Annotated in this window: 15 protein-coding genes and 1 pseudogene; 10 read left to right on the plus strand and 6 right to left on the minus strand. The window is 53.4% G+C overall.

Annotated features, from left to right (window positions below; all coding sequences use genetic code 11):
* The 5 genes and pseudogenes from yidC to WFM46_RS23850 form a co-directional block, all read right to left on the minus strand.
* A partial coding sequence (gene yidC / locus WFM46_RS12560; protein WP_336997736.1) for a membrane protein insertase YidC occupies window positions 1-638 on the minus strand: 638 nt, incomplete at its 3' end.
* Between the two features lie 2 nt (window positions 639-640).
* Entirely contained in the window at window positions 641-898 is a 258-nt protein-coding gene (gene yidD, locus WFM46_RS12565; protein WP_072036746.1) for a membrane protein insertion efficiency factor YidD, read from the minus strand.
* Entirely contained in the window at window positions 862-1,221 is a 360-nt protein-coding gene (gene rnpA, locus WFM46_RS12570) for a ribonuclease P protein component (protein ID WP_014072458.1), read from the minus strand. The genes yidD and rnpA overlap by 37 nt, the downstream gene beginning before the upstream one ends.
* Window positions 1,222-1,237: 16 nt before the next feature.
* A complete protein-coding gene (rpmH, locus tag WFM46_RS12575; RefSeq protein WP_003849659.1) occupies window positions 1,238-1,378 on the minus strand; it encodes a 50S ribosomal protein L34 in 141 nt (46 codons plus the stop codon).
* 230 nt (window positions 1,379-1,608) lie between these two features.
* Window positions 1,609-1,659: pseudogene (locus WFM46_RS23850) on the minus strand (hypothetical protein); the annotation flags it as partial.
* Between the two features lie 322 nt (window positions 1,660-1,981).
* On the opposite strand from WFM46_RS23850, the gene dnaA reads away from it, so the two are divergent.
* From dnaA to WFM46_RS12600, 5 genes are all read left to right on the plus strand, one after another.
* Window positions 1,982-3,382, plus strand: a complete 1,401-nt coding sequence (gene dnaA, locus WFM46_RS12580; protein ID WP_103177629.1) for a chromosomal replication initiator protein DnaA — start codon at window positions 1,982-1,984, stop codon at window positions 3,380-3,382.
* Window positions 3,383-3,386: 4 nt separating this feature from the next.
* Complete coding sequence (gene dnaN / locus WFM46_RS12585; protein WP_103177630.1) at window positions 3,387-4,490, plus strand: DNA polymerase III subunit beta; 1,104 nt, start codon at window positions 3,387-3,389, stop codon at window positions 4,488-4,490.
* Window positions 4,490-5,563, plus strand: coding sequence for a DNA replication/repair protein RecF (gene recF, locus WFM46_RS12590; RefSeq protein WP_103177631.1), 1,074 nt, complete (start codon window positions 4,490-4,492; stop codon window positions 5,561-5,563). Before dnaN ends, recF begins: the two co-directional genes overlap by 1 nt.
* A 28-nt stretch (window positions 5,564-5,591) precedes the next feature.
* Window positions 5,592-8,003 carry a DNA topoisomerase (ATP-hydrolyzing) subunit B gene (gene gyrB / locus WFM46_RS12595; RefSeq protein ID WP_103177632.1) on the plus strand — a complete coding sequence of 804 codons (2,412 nt, stop codon included), beginning with the start codon at window positions 5,592-5,594 and terminating at the stop codon, window positions 8,001-8,003.
* A gap of 96 nt (window positions 8,004-8,099) precedes the next feature.
* Window positions 8,100-8,849, plus strand: a complete 750-nt coding sequence (locus WFM46_RS12600) for an FCD domain-containing protein (RefSeq protein ID WP_250586741.1) — start codon at window positions 8,100-8,102, stop codon at window positions 8,847-8,849.
* 40 nt (window positions 8,850-8,889) lie between these two features.
* Here the strand turns inward: WFM46_RS12600 and WFM46_RS12605 are convergent, their stop codons facing one another.
* The gene (locus WFM46_RS12605; RefSeq protein WP_336997737.1) at window positions 8,890-9,978 is read right to left on the minus strand and encodes a mandelate racemase/muconate lactonizing enzyme family protein; all 1,089 of its coding nucleotides are present in this window, start codon (window positions 9,976-9,978) and stop codon (window positions 8,890-8,892) included.
* A 408-nt stretch (window positions 9,979-10,386) separates the two neighbouring features.
* On the opposite strand from WFM46_RS12605, the gene WFM46_RS12610 reads away from it, so the two are divergent.
* The 5 genes from WFM46_RS12610 (at window position 10,387) to yidA (ending at window position 16,158) form a co-directional block, all read left to right on the plus strand.
* A complete protein-coding gene (locus WFM46_RS12610) occupies window positions 10,387-11,826 on the plus strand; it encodes a mannitol dehydrogenase family protein (RefSeq protein WP_336997738.1) in 1,440 nt (479 codons plus the stop codon).
* A complete protein-coding gene (locus tag WFM46_RS12615) occupies window positions 11,823-12,839 on the plus strand; it encodes a zinc-binding alcohol dehydrogenase family protein (protein WP_336997739.1) in 1,017 nt (338 codons plus the stop codon). Before WFM46_RS12610 ends, WFM46_RS12615 begins: the two co-directional genes overlap by 4 nt.
* Window positions 12,840-12,850: 11 nt before the next feature.
* Window positions 12,851-13,861, plus strand: coding sequence for an Ldh family oxidoreductase (locus WFM46_RS12620; protein ID WP_336997740.1), 1,011 nt, complete (start codon window positions 12,851-12,853; stop codon window positions 13,859-13,861).
* Window positions 13,862-13,955: 94 nt separating this feature from the next.
* Window positions 13,956-15,188 carry an MFS transporter gene (locus WFM46_RS12625; RefSeq protein ID WP_336997741.1) on the plus strand — a complete coding sequence of 411 codons (1,233 nt, stop codon included), beginning with the start codon at window positions 13,956-13,958 and terminating at the stop codon, window positions 15,186-15,188.
* Window positions 15,189-15,345: 157 nt separating this feature from the next.
* Window positions 15,346-16,158, plus strand: coding sequence for a sugar-phosphatase (yidA, locus tag WFM46_RS12630; protein WP_103824251.1), 813 nt, complete (start codon window positions 15,346-15,348; stop codon window positions 16,156-16,158).
* Window positions 16,159-16,328 lie beyond the last annotated feature (170 nt).

A 16,328-nucleotide genomic window follows, 5' to 3' on the forward strand; every position in this document is an offset into this window, starting at 1 on the left:
GCGAGGTTGCTGCTTCCGGTGTCGCGGTGCGACGGCAGATTGATGGACTGCTTCAGCTGACCAAAGGTCGACACTTCCAGCGGCTTCGCACCGGCGTTCTGTACGTTATAGCCCACGTTTACCGCAAACTCACCGCGTTTCAGGGTGAAGGTTTTGGTGAAGGTGTTACCCGCGGCGTCGGTGTAGGTCAGCGGAATGGTGATTTCGTTCTGACCATCGGCCAGCACAAAGGTATCGCTGTCTACGTTATACAGCGGACGCGCACCGTTAGCCGGGTTATCCGGGCCATCACGACCGGTCAGGCCGCTCTGTGCCTGATAGATAAACTCAGGCGTGGTTTCCAGCAGCTGGAAAGGTTCGGAAGACTTCAGCTCTTTCGGGTAGGTCAACAGCAGCGCCTGCTCAATATCACCACCACGGGTGTTGATAGTCAGCTCAAGCACATCGGTCTTAACCGTAATCTGTTTCCCCTGGCCACTGGCCGGTACGCCCTGGTCGGCGGCGCTACCCGCTGCGGTGGTCGTTGTCTGCGTGACCTGCTGCTGAGGTTGAGGATTTTTGTCCTGCTCCCAAGCCTGGAAGATCATGAAAGACACGAACAACAAAGCGATGATAAGAAGATTGCGTTGCGAATCCATCGTTAGTGTTCTCTGGTATCAAAAGGTCCTGGAGGGACGGGGTCGTCTCCACCTGGGTGTAAAGGGTGGCATTTTAATACGCGTTTCACCGTCAACCAACTGCCTTTTATCACTCCAAACCTGCGCAATGCCTCAATTCCGTATTGCGAACAGGTCGGTCTGAAACGGCAGTGTGGCCCGAGTAGCGGACTAATCAGGCGTTGATAGACCCGGATAAGGCCGATCAGGACCCGTGAGCCAGGCGACAGTGGCGGCGCCATAATTTTTCCAACGCTTCCGAGAGAGCACGGTTATCGAGGTCGGCAACCCCTTTTTTAGCCACCACCACGAAATCCATAGAAGGCAGTTCATGTTGACGTAAACGGAAGCTTTCACGCGTCAGACGTTTAATCCGATTGCGTTCATGCGCACGCTTAACGTTTTTCTTGGCGACAGTGAGACCGATACGGGGATGCCCCAGCGAATTTTGGCGGCCGAGAATGGTGATTTGCGGCGTGCCAGCCCGTTGTGGCTGCTGGAAGACGAAAGTGAAATGAGTGGGAGTTAACAAACGTAACTCCCTGGGAAATGCTAGCTTAACCACTCAGGGGTTAGCTTAATTACTTGGAAACGGTCAGACGTGAACGGCCTTTAGCACGACGACGTGCCAGAACCTGACGACCATTTTTAGTAGCCATACGAGCACGGAAGCCGTGAGAACGGTTGCGCTTCAGTACAGACGGTTGAAAAGTGCGTTTCATGGCGATTTCTACCTAAACTTGAATAAATTCAATGACTTTTTGTGGAGTCCGAACGAATAACGAACGATGGACGCCGAAGCCATGGGTGATTAAAGAGGCCGGATTGTAATAATTGTACACTCCGGAGTCAATTCTCTTTCCTTATTTCCCGCGTCTTTCCGCACGTTTTTAGCGTGCAAATTGAGCAGCGTCAGACGCAGGAAATCGAGTCCCACGCGCCGGGTGGGGAATTATACGGGCTCCCGGGCAAATCGCAAGGATCGTCCAGGATCTTCGTTAGATCATTTAAGCAAAAATTTGTCGCTACTCATTAATTTTTCCAATATGCGGCCTAAATCGCGGGGTCGCTTCGCCAGGATCGTTTACACTTACCCCGTTTCGATCCTCCTGTGGATAAATCGGGAAGAAACTGTGAGAAACAGAAGATCTCTGGCTCAGTTTAGGCTATGATCCGCGGTCCTGATCGCGATCCCAGGATCCAGAGCAGGTAAAAAAAACCGCAGACAGCGGTTCGCACGTCCCCCTAAACGCCGGGTTCTTTCGACGTGTGTCTACAATCATGACTATTCAATAGCTTTCTTTTTTGTTCGAGTGGAGTCCGCCGTGTCACTTTCGCTTTGGCAGCAGTGTCTTGCCCGATTGCAGGATGAGTTACCAGCCACAGAATTCAGTATGTGGATCCGCCCGTTGCAGGCGGAACTGAGCGATAACACGCTGGCTTTGTATGCGCCAAACCGTTTTGTGCTCGATTGGGTCAGGGACAAATACCTCAATAACATCAACGGACTGCTAAACGAATTTTGCGGTGCCGATGCCCCACAGCTGCGTTTTGAAGTGGGCACTAAACCGGTCACCCAAACCCTCAAAGAGACCGTTAACGTCGCCGCTGCGCCCGCGCAGACCGCGCAGGTTCAGATGCCGCGCGTCGCGCCTGCGCCGCGTGCGGGTTGGGATAACGTCCCGGCACCGGCAGAGCCGACCTACCGCTCTAACGTTAACGTCAAACACACCTTTGATAACTTCGTCGAAGGTAAATCGAACCAGCTGGCCCGCGCGGCGGCGCGCCAGGTGGCGGATAACCCGGGCGGCGCCTATAACCCGCTGTTCCTTTATGGCGGTACCGGTCTGGGTAAAACGCACCTGCTGCATGCGGTAGGCAATGGCATCATGGCGCGTAAGCCCAATGCCAAAGTGGTGTATATGCACTCCGAGCGCTTCGTTCAGGATATGGTAAAAGCCCTGCAAAACAATGCGATCGAAGAGTTTAAACGCTATTACCGTTCCGTTGATGCGCTGCTGATCGATGACATCCAGTTCTTTGCCAATAAAGAACGATCCCAGGAAGAGTTTTTCCACACCTTCAATGCGCTGCTGGAAGGCAATCAGCAGATCATTTTGACCTCGGATCGCTATCCAAAAGAGATCAACGGGGTTGAAGATCGTCTGAAATCGCGCTTCGGCTGGGGCCTGACCGTGGCGATCGAGCCACCGGAGCTGGAAACCCGCGTGGCGATCCTGATGAAAAAGGCCGACGAGAACGACATTCGCCTGCCGGGTGAGGTGGCGTTCTTTATCGCCAAGCGTCTGCGTTCCAACGTTCGTGAGCTTGAGGGCGCACTGAACCGCGTTATCGCTAACGCCAACTTTACCGGACGGGCGATCACCATCGATTTCGTGCGTGAGGCGCTGCGCGATCTGCTGGCGCTGCAGGAAAAACTGGTCACCATCGACAATATTCAGAAGACGGTGGCGGAGTACTACAAAATTAAAGTGGCAGATTTGCTGTCTAAACGTCGTTCCCGCTCGGTGGCGAGACCGCGTCAGATGGCGATGGCGCTGGCAAAGGAGTTAACCAACCACAGTCTGCCGGAGATCGGCGATGCGTTTGGTGGCCGTGACCATACCACCGTGCTGCACGCCTGCCGTAAGATCGAGCAGCTGCGTGAAGAAAGCCACGACATAAAAGAAGACTTCTCCAATTTAATCAGAACATTATCATCGTGATGCTATGAAATTTACCGTTGAACGTGAACATTTATTAAAACCGCTGCAACAGGTGAGTGGCCCCTTAGGCGGCCGCCCGACGCTGCCTATTCTTGGTAACCTGCTGCTGCAGGTGGCAGACGGCACGCTGTCGCTGACCGGGACCGATCTCGAGATGGAAATGGTCGCACGTGTGACGCTTTCTCAGCCTCACGAAGCGGGCGCAACCACCGTTCCGGCGCGTAAGTTCTTTGATATCTGCCGCGGACTGCCTGAAGGGGCAGAGATTGCCGTGCAGCTGGAAGGCGACCGTATGCTGGTGCGCTCTGGCCGCAGCCGTTTCTCGCTCTCTACGCTGCCTGCTGCTGACTTCCCGAACCTGGACGACTGGCAGAGTGAAGTCGAATTCACCCTGCCACAGGCCACCATGAAACGCCTGATTGAAGCTACCCAGTTCTCTATGGCGCATCAGGACGTTCGCTACTACTTAAACGGCATGCTGTTCGAAACCGAAGGGGAAGAGCTGCGTACCGTTGCCACCGATGGTCACCGCCTGGCGGTCTGCTCCATGCCGGTTGGCGTAACGCTGCCGAACCATTCGGTGATCGTACCGCGTAAAGGCGTGATTGAACTGATGCGTATGCTCGACGGCGGCGAAACCCCGCTGCGCGTGCAGATTGGCAGCAACAATATCCGCGCTCACGTGGGCGACTTCATCTTTACCTCCAAGCTGGTAGATGGCCGTTTCCCGGACTATCGCCGCGTATTGCCGAAGAACCCGGACAAAACGCTGGAAGCGGGCTGCGATATCCTCAAGCAGGCCTTTGCCCGCGCGGCAATCCTCTCCAACGAGAAGTTCCGCGGCGTGCGTCTGTACGTGAGCGAAAACCAGCTGAAGATCACGGCCAACAACCCGGAACAGGAAGAGGCCGAAGAGATTCTGGATGTCACCTATGCCGCAGGCACCGAGATGGAAATCGGCTTTAACGTCAGTTACGTGCTGGATGTGCTGAACGCGCTGAAGTGCGAGAACGTGCGTATTCTGCTGACCGACTCCGTGTCGAGCGTACAGATTGAAGATGCTGCCAGCCAGAGTGCGGCTTATGTTGTCATGCCAATGAGACTGTAATGTCGCTCACCCGCCTGTTGATCCGCGACTTTCGCAATATCGAAAGCGCGGATCTTGCTTTATCCCCCGGCTTTAACTTCCTGGTTGGCGCCAACGGCAGCGGCAAAACCAGCGTGCTGGAAGCCATCTATACGCTCGGCCATGGCCGGGCGTTTCGCAGTTTGCAGATTGGCCGCGTCATTCGCCACGAGCAGGACGCGTTTGTGCTTCATGGCCGCTTACGGGGCGAAGAGCACGAGACCGCCATCGGCCTGACCAAAGACAAGCACGGTGACAGCAAGGTACGCATCGATGGCACCGACGGGCACAAAGTGGCCGAGCTGGCGCTGCTGATGCCCATGCAGCTAATCACCCCCGAGGGGTTTACTTTACTCAACGGCGGCCCCAAATACAGAAGAGCCTTCCTCGACTGGGGATGCTTCCATAACGAAGCGGGCTTCTTTACCGCCTGGAGTAACCTCAAGCGGCTGCTGAAACAGCGCAATGCCGCGCTGCGCCAGGTGACCCGCTACGCCCAACTGCGGGCGTGGGATAAAGAGCTGATCCCGCTGGCGGAGCAGATTAGCCGCTGGCGTGCGGAGTACAGCGCCGGGATCGCGGAAGACATGGCGGACACCTGCCAGCAGTTTTTACCTGAGTTCTCCCTGAGCTTCTCCTTCCAGCGCGGCTGGGAGAAAGAGACAGATTATGCCGAGGTGCTGGAGCGAAGCTTCGAGCGCGATCGCATGCTGACCTACACCGCGCATGGCCCGCACAAGGCGGATTTCCGCATTCGTGCCGATGGCGCGCCGGTGGAAGACACCTTATCACGCGGGCAGCTTAAACTTCTGATGTGCGCCCTGCGCCTGGCGCAGGGCGAGTACTTAACCCGTGAGAGCGGGCGACGCTGTCTGTATCTGATTGATGATTTTGCCTCGGAACTTGACGACGCGCGGCGCGGGCTGCTTGCCAGCCGCTTAAAAGCCACGCAGTCGCAGGTTTTCGTCAGTGCGATTAGCGCTGAACACGTAATAGACATGTCGGACGAAAATTCGAAGATGTTTAACGTGGAAAAGGGTAAAATAACGGATTAACCCAAGAATAAATGAGCGAGAAACGTTGATGTCGAATTCTTATGACTCCTCCAGTATCAAAGTCCTGAAAGGGCTGGATGCGGTGCGTAAGCGCCCGGGTATGTATATCGGCGACACGGATGACGGCACCGGTCTGCACCACATGGTATTCGAGGTGGTAGATAACGCTATCGACGAAGCGCTCGCGGGTCACTGTAAAGACATTATCGTCACCATCCACGCCGATAACTCTGTTTCCGTACAGGATGACGGACGCGGCATCCCGACCGGCATCCACCCGGAAGAGGGCGTCTCTGCGGCGGAAGTGATCATGACCGTTCTGCACGCGGGCGGTAAGTTCGATGATAACTCCTATAAAGTGTCCGGCGGTCTGCACGGCGTGGGCGTCTCTGTCGTTAACGCCCTGTCGCAGAAGCTGGAGCTGGTGATCAACCGCGAAGGTAAAATTCACCGTCAGGTCTATACCCACGGCGTGCCGCAGGCACCGCTGGCGGTAACGGGCGAGACGGAGAAAACCGGTACCACGGTCCGTTTCTGGCCGAGCCTCGAAACCTTCTCCAACGTGACCGAGTTCGAATATGATATCCTGGCGAAGCGTCTGCGCGAGCTGTCATTCCTGAACTCCGGCGTCTCGATTCGCCTGCGCGACAAGCGCGACGGCAAAGAAGACCACTTCCATTACGAAGGTGGTATCAAGGCGTTCGTTGAGTATCTGAACAAGAACAAAACGCCAATTCACCCAAATATCTTCTATTTCTCCACCGAAAAAGATGGTATCGGCGTGGAAGTGGCGCTGCAGTGGAACGACGGTTTCCAGGAAAACATCTACTGCTTCACCAATAACATTCCGCAGCGCGACGGCGGTACGCACCTGGTCGGCTTCCGTACGGCGATGACCCGTACCCTGAACGCCTACATGGACAAAGAAGGTTACAGCAAAAAAGCGAAAGTCAGCGCCACCGGTGACGATGCCCGTGAAGGCCTGATCGCCGTTGTCTCCGTAAAAGTGCCGGATCCGAAGTTCTCCTCCCAGACCAAAGACAAGCTGGTCTCCTCTGAGGTGAAATCGGCGGTTGAACAGCAGATGAACGAGCTGCTGAGCGACTACCTGCAGGAAAACCCGTCCGACGCCAAAATCGTCGTCGGTAAAATTATCGATGCGGCGCGTGCCCGTGAAGCGGCGCGTAAAGCCCGTGAAATGACCCGTCGTAAAGGCGCGCTGGACTTAGCAGGCCTGCCGGGCAAACTGGCGGACTGCCAGGAACGCGACCCGGCGCTGTCTGAACTGTACCTCGTGGAAGGGGACTCTGCGGGCGGTTCTGCGAAGCAGGGCCGTAACCGTAAGAACCAGGCGATCCTGCCGCTGAAGGGTAAAATCCTCAACGTTGAGAAGGCGCGCTTCGACAAGATGCTCTCCTCCCAGGAAGTAGCAACCCTGATCACCGCCCTGGGCTGCGGTATTGGCCGCGACGAGTACAACCCGGACAAGCTGCGCTATCACAGCATCATCATCATGACCGATGCGGACGTCGACGGCTCGCACATTCGTACCCTGCTGCTGACCTTCTTCTACCGTCAGATGCCGGAGATCGTTGAGCGTGGCCACGTCTACATTGCCCAGCCGCCGCTCTACAAGGTGAAAAAAGGCAAGCAGGAGCAGTACATCAAAGATGACGAGGCGATGGATCAGTACCAGATCGCTATCGCTCTTGATGGCGCCACCCTGCACGCCAACTCAAGCGCCCCGGCGCTGGCGGGCGAGCCGCTGGAGCGTCTGGTCTCCGAGTACAACGCCACCCAGAAGATGATTGGCCGCATGGAGCGCCGTTATCCAAAAGCGCTGCTGAAGGCGCTGGTTTACCAGCCGACCCTGAACGAAGCCGATCTCGATAACGAGCAGGCGGTGACCCGCTGGGTAAATACCCTGGTCAGCGAGCTGAACGAGAACGAGCAGCACGGCAGCCAGTGGAAGTTCGATATTCAGCAGAACGCCGCCCAGCAGTTCGAGCCGGTGATCCGCGTGCGTACCCACGGCGTGGATACTGACTATCCGCTGGAGCACGAGTTCGTGACCGGCGCGGAATACCGTCGTATCTGCACCCTCGGCGAGAAGCTGCGTGGCCTGATTGAAGACGATGCGTTCATCGAACGTGGCGAACGCCGTCAGCCGGTGGCCAGCTTTGAGCAGGCGCTGGAGTGGCTGGTGAAAGAGTCTCGTCGTGGCCTCTCCATTCAGCGCTATAAAGGTCTGGGCGAAATGAACCCGGATCAGCTGTGGGAAACGACCATGGATCCGGAAAGCCGCCGCATGCTGCGGGTTACCGTTAAGGACGCGATTGCTGCCGACCAGCTGTTCACTACCCTGATGGGCGATGCGGTTGAACCCCGTCGCGCCTTCATCGAAGAGAACGCCCTGAAAGCGGCGAATATTGATATCTAAGTATGCCACCGCGCCTTCCTTTCAGGGGAAGGCGCGGGACGGATTGCTTTACTCTATCGAACGGGTTGAATTCACGGCTTTTTTATAGGCGTAAGCATGGAACAAGCGATCACCAAAAGACGCTATTATGATGTTGGGCTTCAGATAGAAGAGTTGCTCTATTCCGGTGTGTTTAAAGCGGGAGAACGTCTTCCTTCAGAAAGAGAGCTTGGCGAGCGTTTTAACACCAGTCGAACCACAATCCGTGAAGCGATTATCATGCTTGAGCTGAAAGGCGTTGTGGAAGTCCGGCAGGGTGCGGGCATCTATTTCATTGATAGTCCTGAAAAATTTAACCAAAAATCCCTTTTGCCCTACTCCGATATTGGTCCTTTCGAACTGCTTCAGGCCAGACAGGTCATTGAAAGCAACATTACCGGCTTTGCCGCCACGCAAATCAGGCTGAACGAATTACGCGAGCTTAAGCGGATCATTGCTCAGCAGGAAAAGCTGATCGACGGGGATAGCGATAAGTTCGAAGAGCTGGACAGGCAGTTTCACAATATTATTGCCGAAGCCACGCAGAATCGCGTGCTGATGAAGCAATCTGCCGAACTGTGGCGGGCAGTCAGAACGGAAAATCCGCGTTGGAAACGGCTTAACTATAAGTATCTGCATAAAAAAGAGCTGCGGATGATGTGGGTAGAAGATCATCGTAATATCTTCCTCGCGTTACAGAAGCGTAATGCAGAGCAGGCGCGGCTGGCTTCCTGGAACCATCTTGAAAACAGCAAGAACGAGCTGGTGAAAATTTTCCATCAGGACGATTCGCTGGAAGATTTTGACGACTTTTTCTTTGCCACCTGAGTGCACAACGGGCCTGTCGACAGACAGACCCGCAGTAAGGTCACACCTCATATGGGGTGAGTTTATCCCAGTCAAATTCCACACCCGTCCCACTTATATCGGGTGCGACGGCCCGGTAATCCTTAACCACCAGTGGACGTCTGGTATACCGATCGATAGGAAAGCTGTGTACTTCCAGCCAGCCGGTATCGAACGCCGATACGAGGCTGACATGCAGCTCCTGCATACCATGTGAACAGATTGGCAGGCCGTAACGTGTCGCCAGATTTGCCGCCTTCAACCACCCTGTGATGCCACCGCAGTTGGAGGCGTCAGGCTGAATAAACCCCAGCTTTGCGCGGTCCAGCGCGTATCCGAATTCATGAATGGTATGCAGATTTTCACCCATCGCCAGTGGAATCGTTGTATTTTCGGCGATGCGTGCGTAGCCATCATAGTCATCAGGAATGGTTGGCTCTTCAAACCAGGTGATATCACATGATTCAACCGCTTTCGAGAGAGCGATGGCCTGGTCAACCGAAAGGGAATAGTTAGCGTCGATCATGAAGGTCACGTCAGGACCGATAAGCTGGCGAACGGCTTTGATGCGGTCGATATCATCCTGCGGGTTTTTCTGCCCTACCTTAATCTTCACGCCGTTAAAGCCACTGTCCAGATAGCCCTGGATGCTGCGCAAAAGTTTATCCAGCGGAAACGCCAGATCGATACCGCCACAGTAGGCTTTACAGCTATTGTTCGCACCACCTGCCATTTTCCAAAGCGGAAGCTGCTCACGCTTACCCTTCAAATCCCATAGCGCAATGTCCACTGCAGAGACAGCAAACGAAGCGATACCGCCACGACCGACGTAATGAATATGCCATTCCATAAAGTCATATATTTCATCAATTGCCGTGGCGTCTTTACCCTTCAGAACAGGCGCCAAATCATGGTCGATCATCGCCTTAATGGCGTAACCGCCCTTGCCGCCGGTATAGGTATAACCTGTACCCGTAGCTCCATTCTCAAGCGTGATGGTCGTTGTGATCAACTCAAAATGGCTGTGGTCGCCATGCTTTGCGTCCACCAGAACTTCCTCCAGCGGAACCTTAAACAGTCGGGTTTCTATCTGCCTGATTGTCGACTCCATTTTTCCGTCCTCTTTCATCCTGTTAATTGATTCACTAAACACATACCCTGGTATACCTGTTTCACTAATTCTGTATACCAAATTGTGGGATTGCTTTAGCGCGGATCCTTTCTCTTTCCTTAATATTCATTAAAAACAGTGAGTTAATGGTGCGGTTTTGCTTCGACTTCGCAGATGGTACACCAGTTTGCAGCGTCGATCCTCTGACGGGTGTCACAGTTTTTTAGCGTGCCTGGATTTTGCCACTGAAAAATTCCAGTAACTTAATGATAATGTTTGATATTTTATGTTTTCCTGCATTTGCATCATTTTCCGTACCACCATTCTGTTCACCATTTTAGATCATTATCACTGTTTTGGTAAACCATTTTGGCATTATTGGTCCAGTGTTTCACAAGGACAATTCGTATGGAAAAGACTACGTACAATCGACAGGTGTTGAAGGCAGACATCGTTCATCTCGGCCTTGGGGCTTTTCATCGCGGGCATCAGGCGGTGTATACCGATCTCTCAAATGAAAGCATGGAATCTCCCTGGGGGATCTTTGGTATCAATTTGCTTGGTAGCGCAGAGCTGGTAGATGCACTCAACAGCCAACAGTGCCTTTTTACCGTGGTTGAAAAGTCAGCGACCGCGACAACATGCCGTCAGGTCAGAGCGTTGGCCGGCGCGCTGCACACTCCCGCGAGCGGTATTCAGGCTGCTATCGATAAGTTGACGGAGCCGCAGGTCAAAATCGTCTCGTTGACCATTACTGAAAAAGGCTACTGCACCGACCCGCAGTCGCGCAGGCTTGATCTCGCGAATCCGCTTATCCGCCATGATTTAACCTCTCCGCGCGCGCCTCAGTCGGCTATCGGCCTGCTCGTAGAAGCATTACGTATACGGCGCGAGAAGGCGCTTTCCCCCTTTAGCGTGCTTTCATGCGACAACATTCCCGCCAATGGCGTACTGACCAAAAATGCCGTTCTCGACTTCGCCTCGCAGCTCGACGCCGGGCTTGCCGCGTGGATCGAACAGCAAGTGACCTTTCCTGGCACTATGGTTGACCGCATCGTTCCGGCCATGACGCCTGAGCAGTTTGCAGTGATTGAAGCAGAGACGGGTTATGCCGATCCTTGCGGCGTGGTCTGTGAAGATTTTCGCCAGTGGGTGATTGAAGACAACTTTGTCGCCGGACGTCCGCAGTGGGACAACGCCGGTGCGATGTTTGTTCAGGATGTGGTGCCCTATGAAGAGATGAAGCTACGTATGCTGAACGGCAGCCACTCCTTCCTGGCTTACAACGGCAGCCTGGCGGGCTACGAGTTTATCTCTGAATGCATGGCCGACCCGGTCCTCAATGCGGCCGTTTTCCACCTGATGGTCGACGAGCAGGCCAAATCCCTTGATCCGGATTTACATCTCGATGTGGACCAGTACGCCCGTTTGCTCATCGCGCGCTTCTGTAATCCACATATCAAACATAAAACCAGCCAGATCGCGATGGATGGTTCCCAGAAGCTTCCGCAACGCGCTATCGATCCGTGGCGCACGCTGCAAGCGCGCAAGGTGCAAAGAAACGGATTGTCTTTACTGATCGCTGGCTGGCTTCATTTCGTGCTTGATGCCGTATCCCGTGGTCAGACGCTTGCCGACCCCCTGAATGATGAATTTTATGCGCGCATAACGCCGCAGGATAGCTCATGGGAGCGGGCGCATGCGCTACTGCAGATAGAGAGCATCTTCGGCACGCTTGCCAGCAATAACGCCATGTTCATGAACGAGGTCCGGCAGGTATTTGTCGCCATTGAAAAAGACGGCGTTCACGCCGCCATTAACCATGTATTACAACAGGAAAACGTATGAAAACGCTGATCTGCCAACATCCGGAAAAAATTGAATATATCGAACGAGATATGCCTGAGCTGAAAGCGGGCGAGGCGCTGCTGAAGATCCGCGCGGTAGGGATTTGCGGTACCGATATCCACGCCTTTGCGGGTCGCCAGCCTTTCTTTTCCTACCCACGGGTACTAGGCCATGAAATTTGTGGCGTAGTGGAGGAGACGGGAAGTGACTGCCATCGCGTAAAAAAAGGGCGGCGTTATAGCGTTATTCCCTGCGTACCCTGCGGCGTATGTATGGCTTGTCAGGAAGGTAAAACCAACTGCTGTGAAAATGTCTCTCTGTATGGCGTTCATCAGGATGGCGGGTTTAGCGAATATTTGGCCGTTCGTGAAGAGAATCTGGTGGAACTCCCGCCTGGCCTGAGTGACAACGCAGGGGCGCTGGTGGAATGCTTTGCGATTGGCGCACATGCGGTTCGTCGCGCAGAAATTAAACCGCAGCAGAACGTACTGGTGGTTGGTGCCGGACCGATCGGGCTGGCAGCAGCGGCGATCGCAAAAGCGAAGGGCGCTCGCGTGGTGGTTGCGGATATTGATGCGGGTCGTCGTCAGCAAATTACCGATAAGCTCGGTCTGCAAACCCTCGATCCAACCCAGGGAAATTATCTGGACGCATTGAAAACCTGCTTTGACGGTCAGTTGGCCTGTACGCTGCTTGATGCAACAGGAAATAAATCTTCCATGTCGCGTTCGGTCGACCTGATTGGCCACGGTGGAAAAATCGTCTTTATCGGGCTTTATATAGGCGAACTGGTGCTTGACGATCCAACATTTCATAAAAAAGAGACCACGCTTTTAGCCAGTCGTAATGCTACGCGTGAAGATTTTGAGTGCGTCATCGCATTTATGGCCGCAGGTGTTTTGCCTGAAAAACTGATGGTGAATAAAGAGTACGACTTTTATAGCTTCGGTCACCGTTACAAAGAAGACGTCGTGGAAAATAAATCATTAGTTAAAGGCGTTATTAAATTTTAAGCGAGAATATTATGTCTACCGTATTTGTTAAAGAAAAAGAACTGAAGTCACTGGTATTAAAAAAATTAACCCATGCCGGGCTGGATGATAAAACGGCTGGTGAAGTTACGGATATTCTGGTGCACGCCGATATGACAGGCGTCCATTCCCATGGCGTCATGCGTGTTGAACATTATTGCACACGCCTGAAAGCGGGCGGTCTGAACCCGGCTGCAAAAATGTCTATCAATACTATTTCACCTTCCGTTGCGGTGCTGGATTCTGATGACGGCATGGGCCATTCGGCGTTGAAGGCCGCGACGGATCATGCGATAGCGCTGGCGAAAGAAACCGGACTCGGTTTCGTGGGGGTAAAAAATACCTCTCACTGCGGCGCGCTCTCCTGGTTTGCTGAGCGCGCCACCCAGCAAAACACTGTTGCTATCGTCATGACGCAGACAGATACCTGTGTCGCTCCGCACGGCGGCGCGGAGCGGTTTTTGGGGACTAACCCGATTGCCTTTGGTTTCCCGGTTGCTGGTGAAAAGCCGATGATTGTCGATATGGCGACCAGTGCAATCGCGTTTGGTAAAATTTTACATGCCAAAGAGACGGGCAAAGCCATCGGTGAAGGACTTGCGCTGGATAAAGAAGGCAATATCACCACAGATCCGCACAAAATCGAGAACCTTTTGCCTTTCGGGGGGCATAAAGGCTCAGGCATTGCGCTGGCAATTGATGTGCTAACCGGCATATTAATGGGGGCCAATTTTGGCAATCATATTGTTCGTATGTATGGCGATTACGACAAAATGCGCAAGCTGGCGAGCCTGGTCATCGTTATCGATCCTGAAAAACTCGGTAATCCGCTATTTGCCGCTACCGTAAAAACGATGCGTGATGAACTGCGGGCGGTGAAGCCTGTACCTGGCGTTGAAAAGGTATTAGCGCCTAACGATCCTCAGATAAGTTATAAAGAGAGATGTCAACGCGAAGGTATTCCGGTGGTTGAAAGCATTTATCAATTTTTATCCGCTCCGTGAATAAAATAATATAGGTATTACAACACCACCTCGTGCATTAAATATCAATAACAGCTAAGTACATCTGTAAACCCTCTTTATCATGGAGAATTAAATGTATACTGGAAGAAGATATTTTATCCTTGCGCTCCTTTTTATCGCATCAATGATAAATTATATAGATCGGGCGGCATTATCTATTCTCGCCCCCTATATCACGACTGATTTGAATGTTAATAAAGCTGAGCTGGGTCTGATTTTTAGTAGCTTCGCGATTGGTTATGCGGTGTTCTGTTTTGTCGGCGGCTGGCTGGCTGATAAATATGGACCACGACGCATATTTGCTGGCGCAATGGGGCTATGGTCGCTCTTTGCCGGTTTGACCTGCGCGGCGTTTAATTTTACTTCCCTGTTTTTTATTCGCGTTATTTTTGGCGCGGCAGAAGGTCCGATGGGGTCGGTGACCAATAAAACCATCGTTAAGTGGTTCCCTGCGCGTGAGCGTGCCAGAGCTGTGGGTGTCTCTTTTTCAGGTAACCCGATGGGAGGGGCGGTCTCCGCGCCTATCGTCGCCGCCGCTGCGCTGGCGTTTGGCTGGCGCATAACGTTCGTTGGGATGATGGTTATCGGTTTTGCGTGGGTGGCCATCTGGCTCATCGCCACGAAGGGTAGCGAAGCATCAACAGAGGATACGGTTGAACAGGCCGAAGCGGATACCGCCGGGAACGACCTTCCGAATGAAAAGCTCTCGTATTACCTGAAGCAACCGATCATTCTGTTCACCGCGCTGGCTTTTTTTGCCTACAGCTACATTCTGTTCTTTTTTATGACCTGGTTTCCAAGTTATCTACTGGATGCGCGTGGGCTGAATATGCGGGATATGAGTATCGCCAACGTGCTGCCCTGGCTGCTCGGTTTTGTCGGCCTGATTTCCGGCGGATTTATCTCTGACTATATTTATAAGCTGACCCATAACCTGCTGTTTTCTCGTAAGGTTATCATCGTCATTGGATTGATTATCGCCGCGATATGCATTACCGCTTCCGCCCTGGTTCACAACCTCTATGGGGCGATTGGGCTGATGTCCGTTGGGATGTTCGCCATGTATGTCACCACGTCATGCTACTGGGCTATCGTTCAGGATACGGTGAAGGGGAATAATGTGGGTGCCGTCAGCGGCTTTATTCACTTCCTCGCCAACCTTGCAGGGGTGTTTGCACCAATGTTAACCGGGTTTATTGTGCAAGGAACCGGACAATATTATTCAGCGTTCTATCTTGTCGGTGCGCTGGCCATCGGTTCCGCTATTCTGCTGATGCTGGGAGGCAAAAAGCAGGCATCAGCCTGACTGTGATGTCTGTGGCGTAATCCCGGCGAGCCTGTACCGCCGGGTGAATAGGGGAGTGAAACCTTGTTTTCTCATCCCCTTTCTCCCTGACACTTTTACTGTTTTTTGAGCGGAATCGCGTTAGCATGAGGAAAGACTCATTCCAACCGGGGATCTCATGGCTATCAAACTCATTGCAATCGATATGGACGGCACGCTGCTGCTGCCAGACCACACCATCTCTCCTGCCGTTAAAAATGCGATTGCCGCAGCCCGGGAGAAGGGCGTGAACGTGGTGCTTTGCACCGGTCGCCCATATGCGGGGGTGCATAACTACCTGAAAGAGCTGCACATGAACGAGCCAGGAGATTACTGCATTACCTACAACGGTGCGCTGGTGCAGAAAGCGGCCGATGGCAGCACGGTGGCGCAGACCGCGCTGAGCTATGACGACTATCGCTATCTGGAACAACTCTCCCGCGAGGTAGGCTCGCACTTCCACGCCCTCGACCGCACCACGCTGTACACCGCGAACCGCGACATCAGCTACTACACGGTACATGAATCCTACGTCGCCACCATCCCGCTGGTGTTCTGCGAAGCGGAAAAAATGGATCCCGAAACCCAGTTCCTGAAGGTTATGATGATCGATGAACCTGCCATTCTCGACCAGGCCATCGCCCGCATTCCGGATGAGGTAAAAGAGAAGTACACCGTGCTGAAAAGTGCGCCGTACTTCCTCGAAATCCTCGATAAACGCGTCAATAAAGGCACCGGCGTGAAGTCGCTGGCCGAAACGCTGGGGATCAAGCCGGAAGAGATCATGACGCTCGGCGATCAGGAAAACGACATAGCGATGCTGGAATATGCTGGCTTAGGCGTGGCGATGGAGAACGCGATCCCGTCGGTGAAAGAGGTGGCTAACTTCGTCACTAAATCTAACCTCGAAGATGGCGTGGCCTACGCGATTGAGAAGTTTGTGCTGAATTAAAGCCTGTCAGGCAAGTACGCTCGACGTACTTGCCGCCTGCTCTCATCTTTCCTTCTGAGCAATATGTGCCATTACGTGTTGTTCGCATCGTTTAGGGCGGCGTTACCTACGCACTGAAAGTGATGTGCTTGTTGAGTATGATTAATAAAATTGTCGCGCATCAGGGTATC

The organism is Leclercia sp. M50, from assembly GCF_037150775.1.
Taxonomy (GTDB): domain Bacteria; phylum Pseudomonadota; class Gammaproteobacteria; order Enterobacterales; family Enterobacteriaceae; genus Enterobacter.

What these genes read in the sequence shown, in the direction of transcription:
- WFM46_RS12615 (WP_336997739.1), top strand. Translation starts at nt 11,823, where the DNA reads ATGAAAACGCTGATCTGCCAACATCCGGAAAAAATTGAATATATCGAA.
- yidA (WP_103824251.1), top strand. Translation starts at nt 15,346, where the DNA reads ATGGCTATCAAACTCATTGCAATCGATATGGACGGCACGCTGCTGCTG.
- WFM46_RS12620 (WP_336997740.1), top strand. Translation starts at nt 12,851, where the DNA reads ATGTCTACCGTATTTGTTAAAGAAAAAGAACTGAAGTCACTGGTATTA.
- yidD (WP_072036746.1), bottom strand. Translation starts at nt 898, where the DNA reads ATGGCGCCGCCACTGTCGCCTGGCTCACGGGTCCTGATCGGCCTTATC.
- recF (WP_103177631.1), top strand. Translation starts at nt 4,490, where the DNA reads ATGTCGCTCACCCGCCTGTTGATCCGCGACTTTCGCAATATCGAAAGC.
- WFM46_RS12625 (WP_336997741.1), top strand. Translation starts at nt 13,956, where the DNA reads ATGTATACTGGAAGAAGATATTTTATCCTTGCGCTCCTTTTTATCGCA.
- WFM46_RS12605 (WP_336997737.1), bottom strand. Translation starts at nt 9,978, where the DNA reads ATGGAGTCGACAATCAGGCAGATAGAAACCCGACTGTTTAAGGTTCCG.
- gyrB (WP_103177632.1), top strand. Translation starts at nt 5,592, where the DNA reads ATGTCGAATTCTTATGACTCCTCCAGTATCAAAGTCCTGAAAGGGCTG.
- WFM46_RS12600 (WP_250586741.1), top strand. Translation starts at nt 8,100, where the DNA reads ATGGAACAAGCGATCACCAAAAGACGCTATTATGATGTTGGGCTTCAG.
- dnaN (WP_103177630.1), top strand. Translation starts at nt 3,387, where the DNA reads ATGAAATTTACCGTTGAACGTGAACATTTATTAAAACCGCTGCAACAG.
- WFM46_RS12610 (WP_336997738.1), top strand. Translation starts at nt 10,387, where the DNA reads ATGGAAAAGACTACGTACAATCGACAGGTGTTGAAGGCAGACATCGTT.
- rpmH (WP_003849659.1), bottom strand. Translation starts at nt 1,378, where the DNA reads ATGAAACGCACTTTTCAACCGTCTGTACTGAAGCGCAACCGTTCTCAC.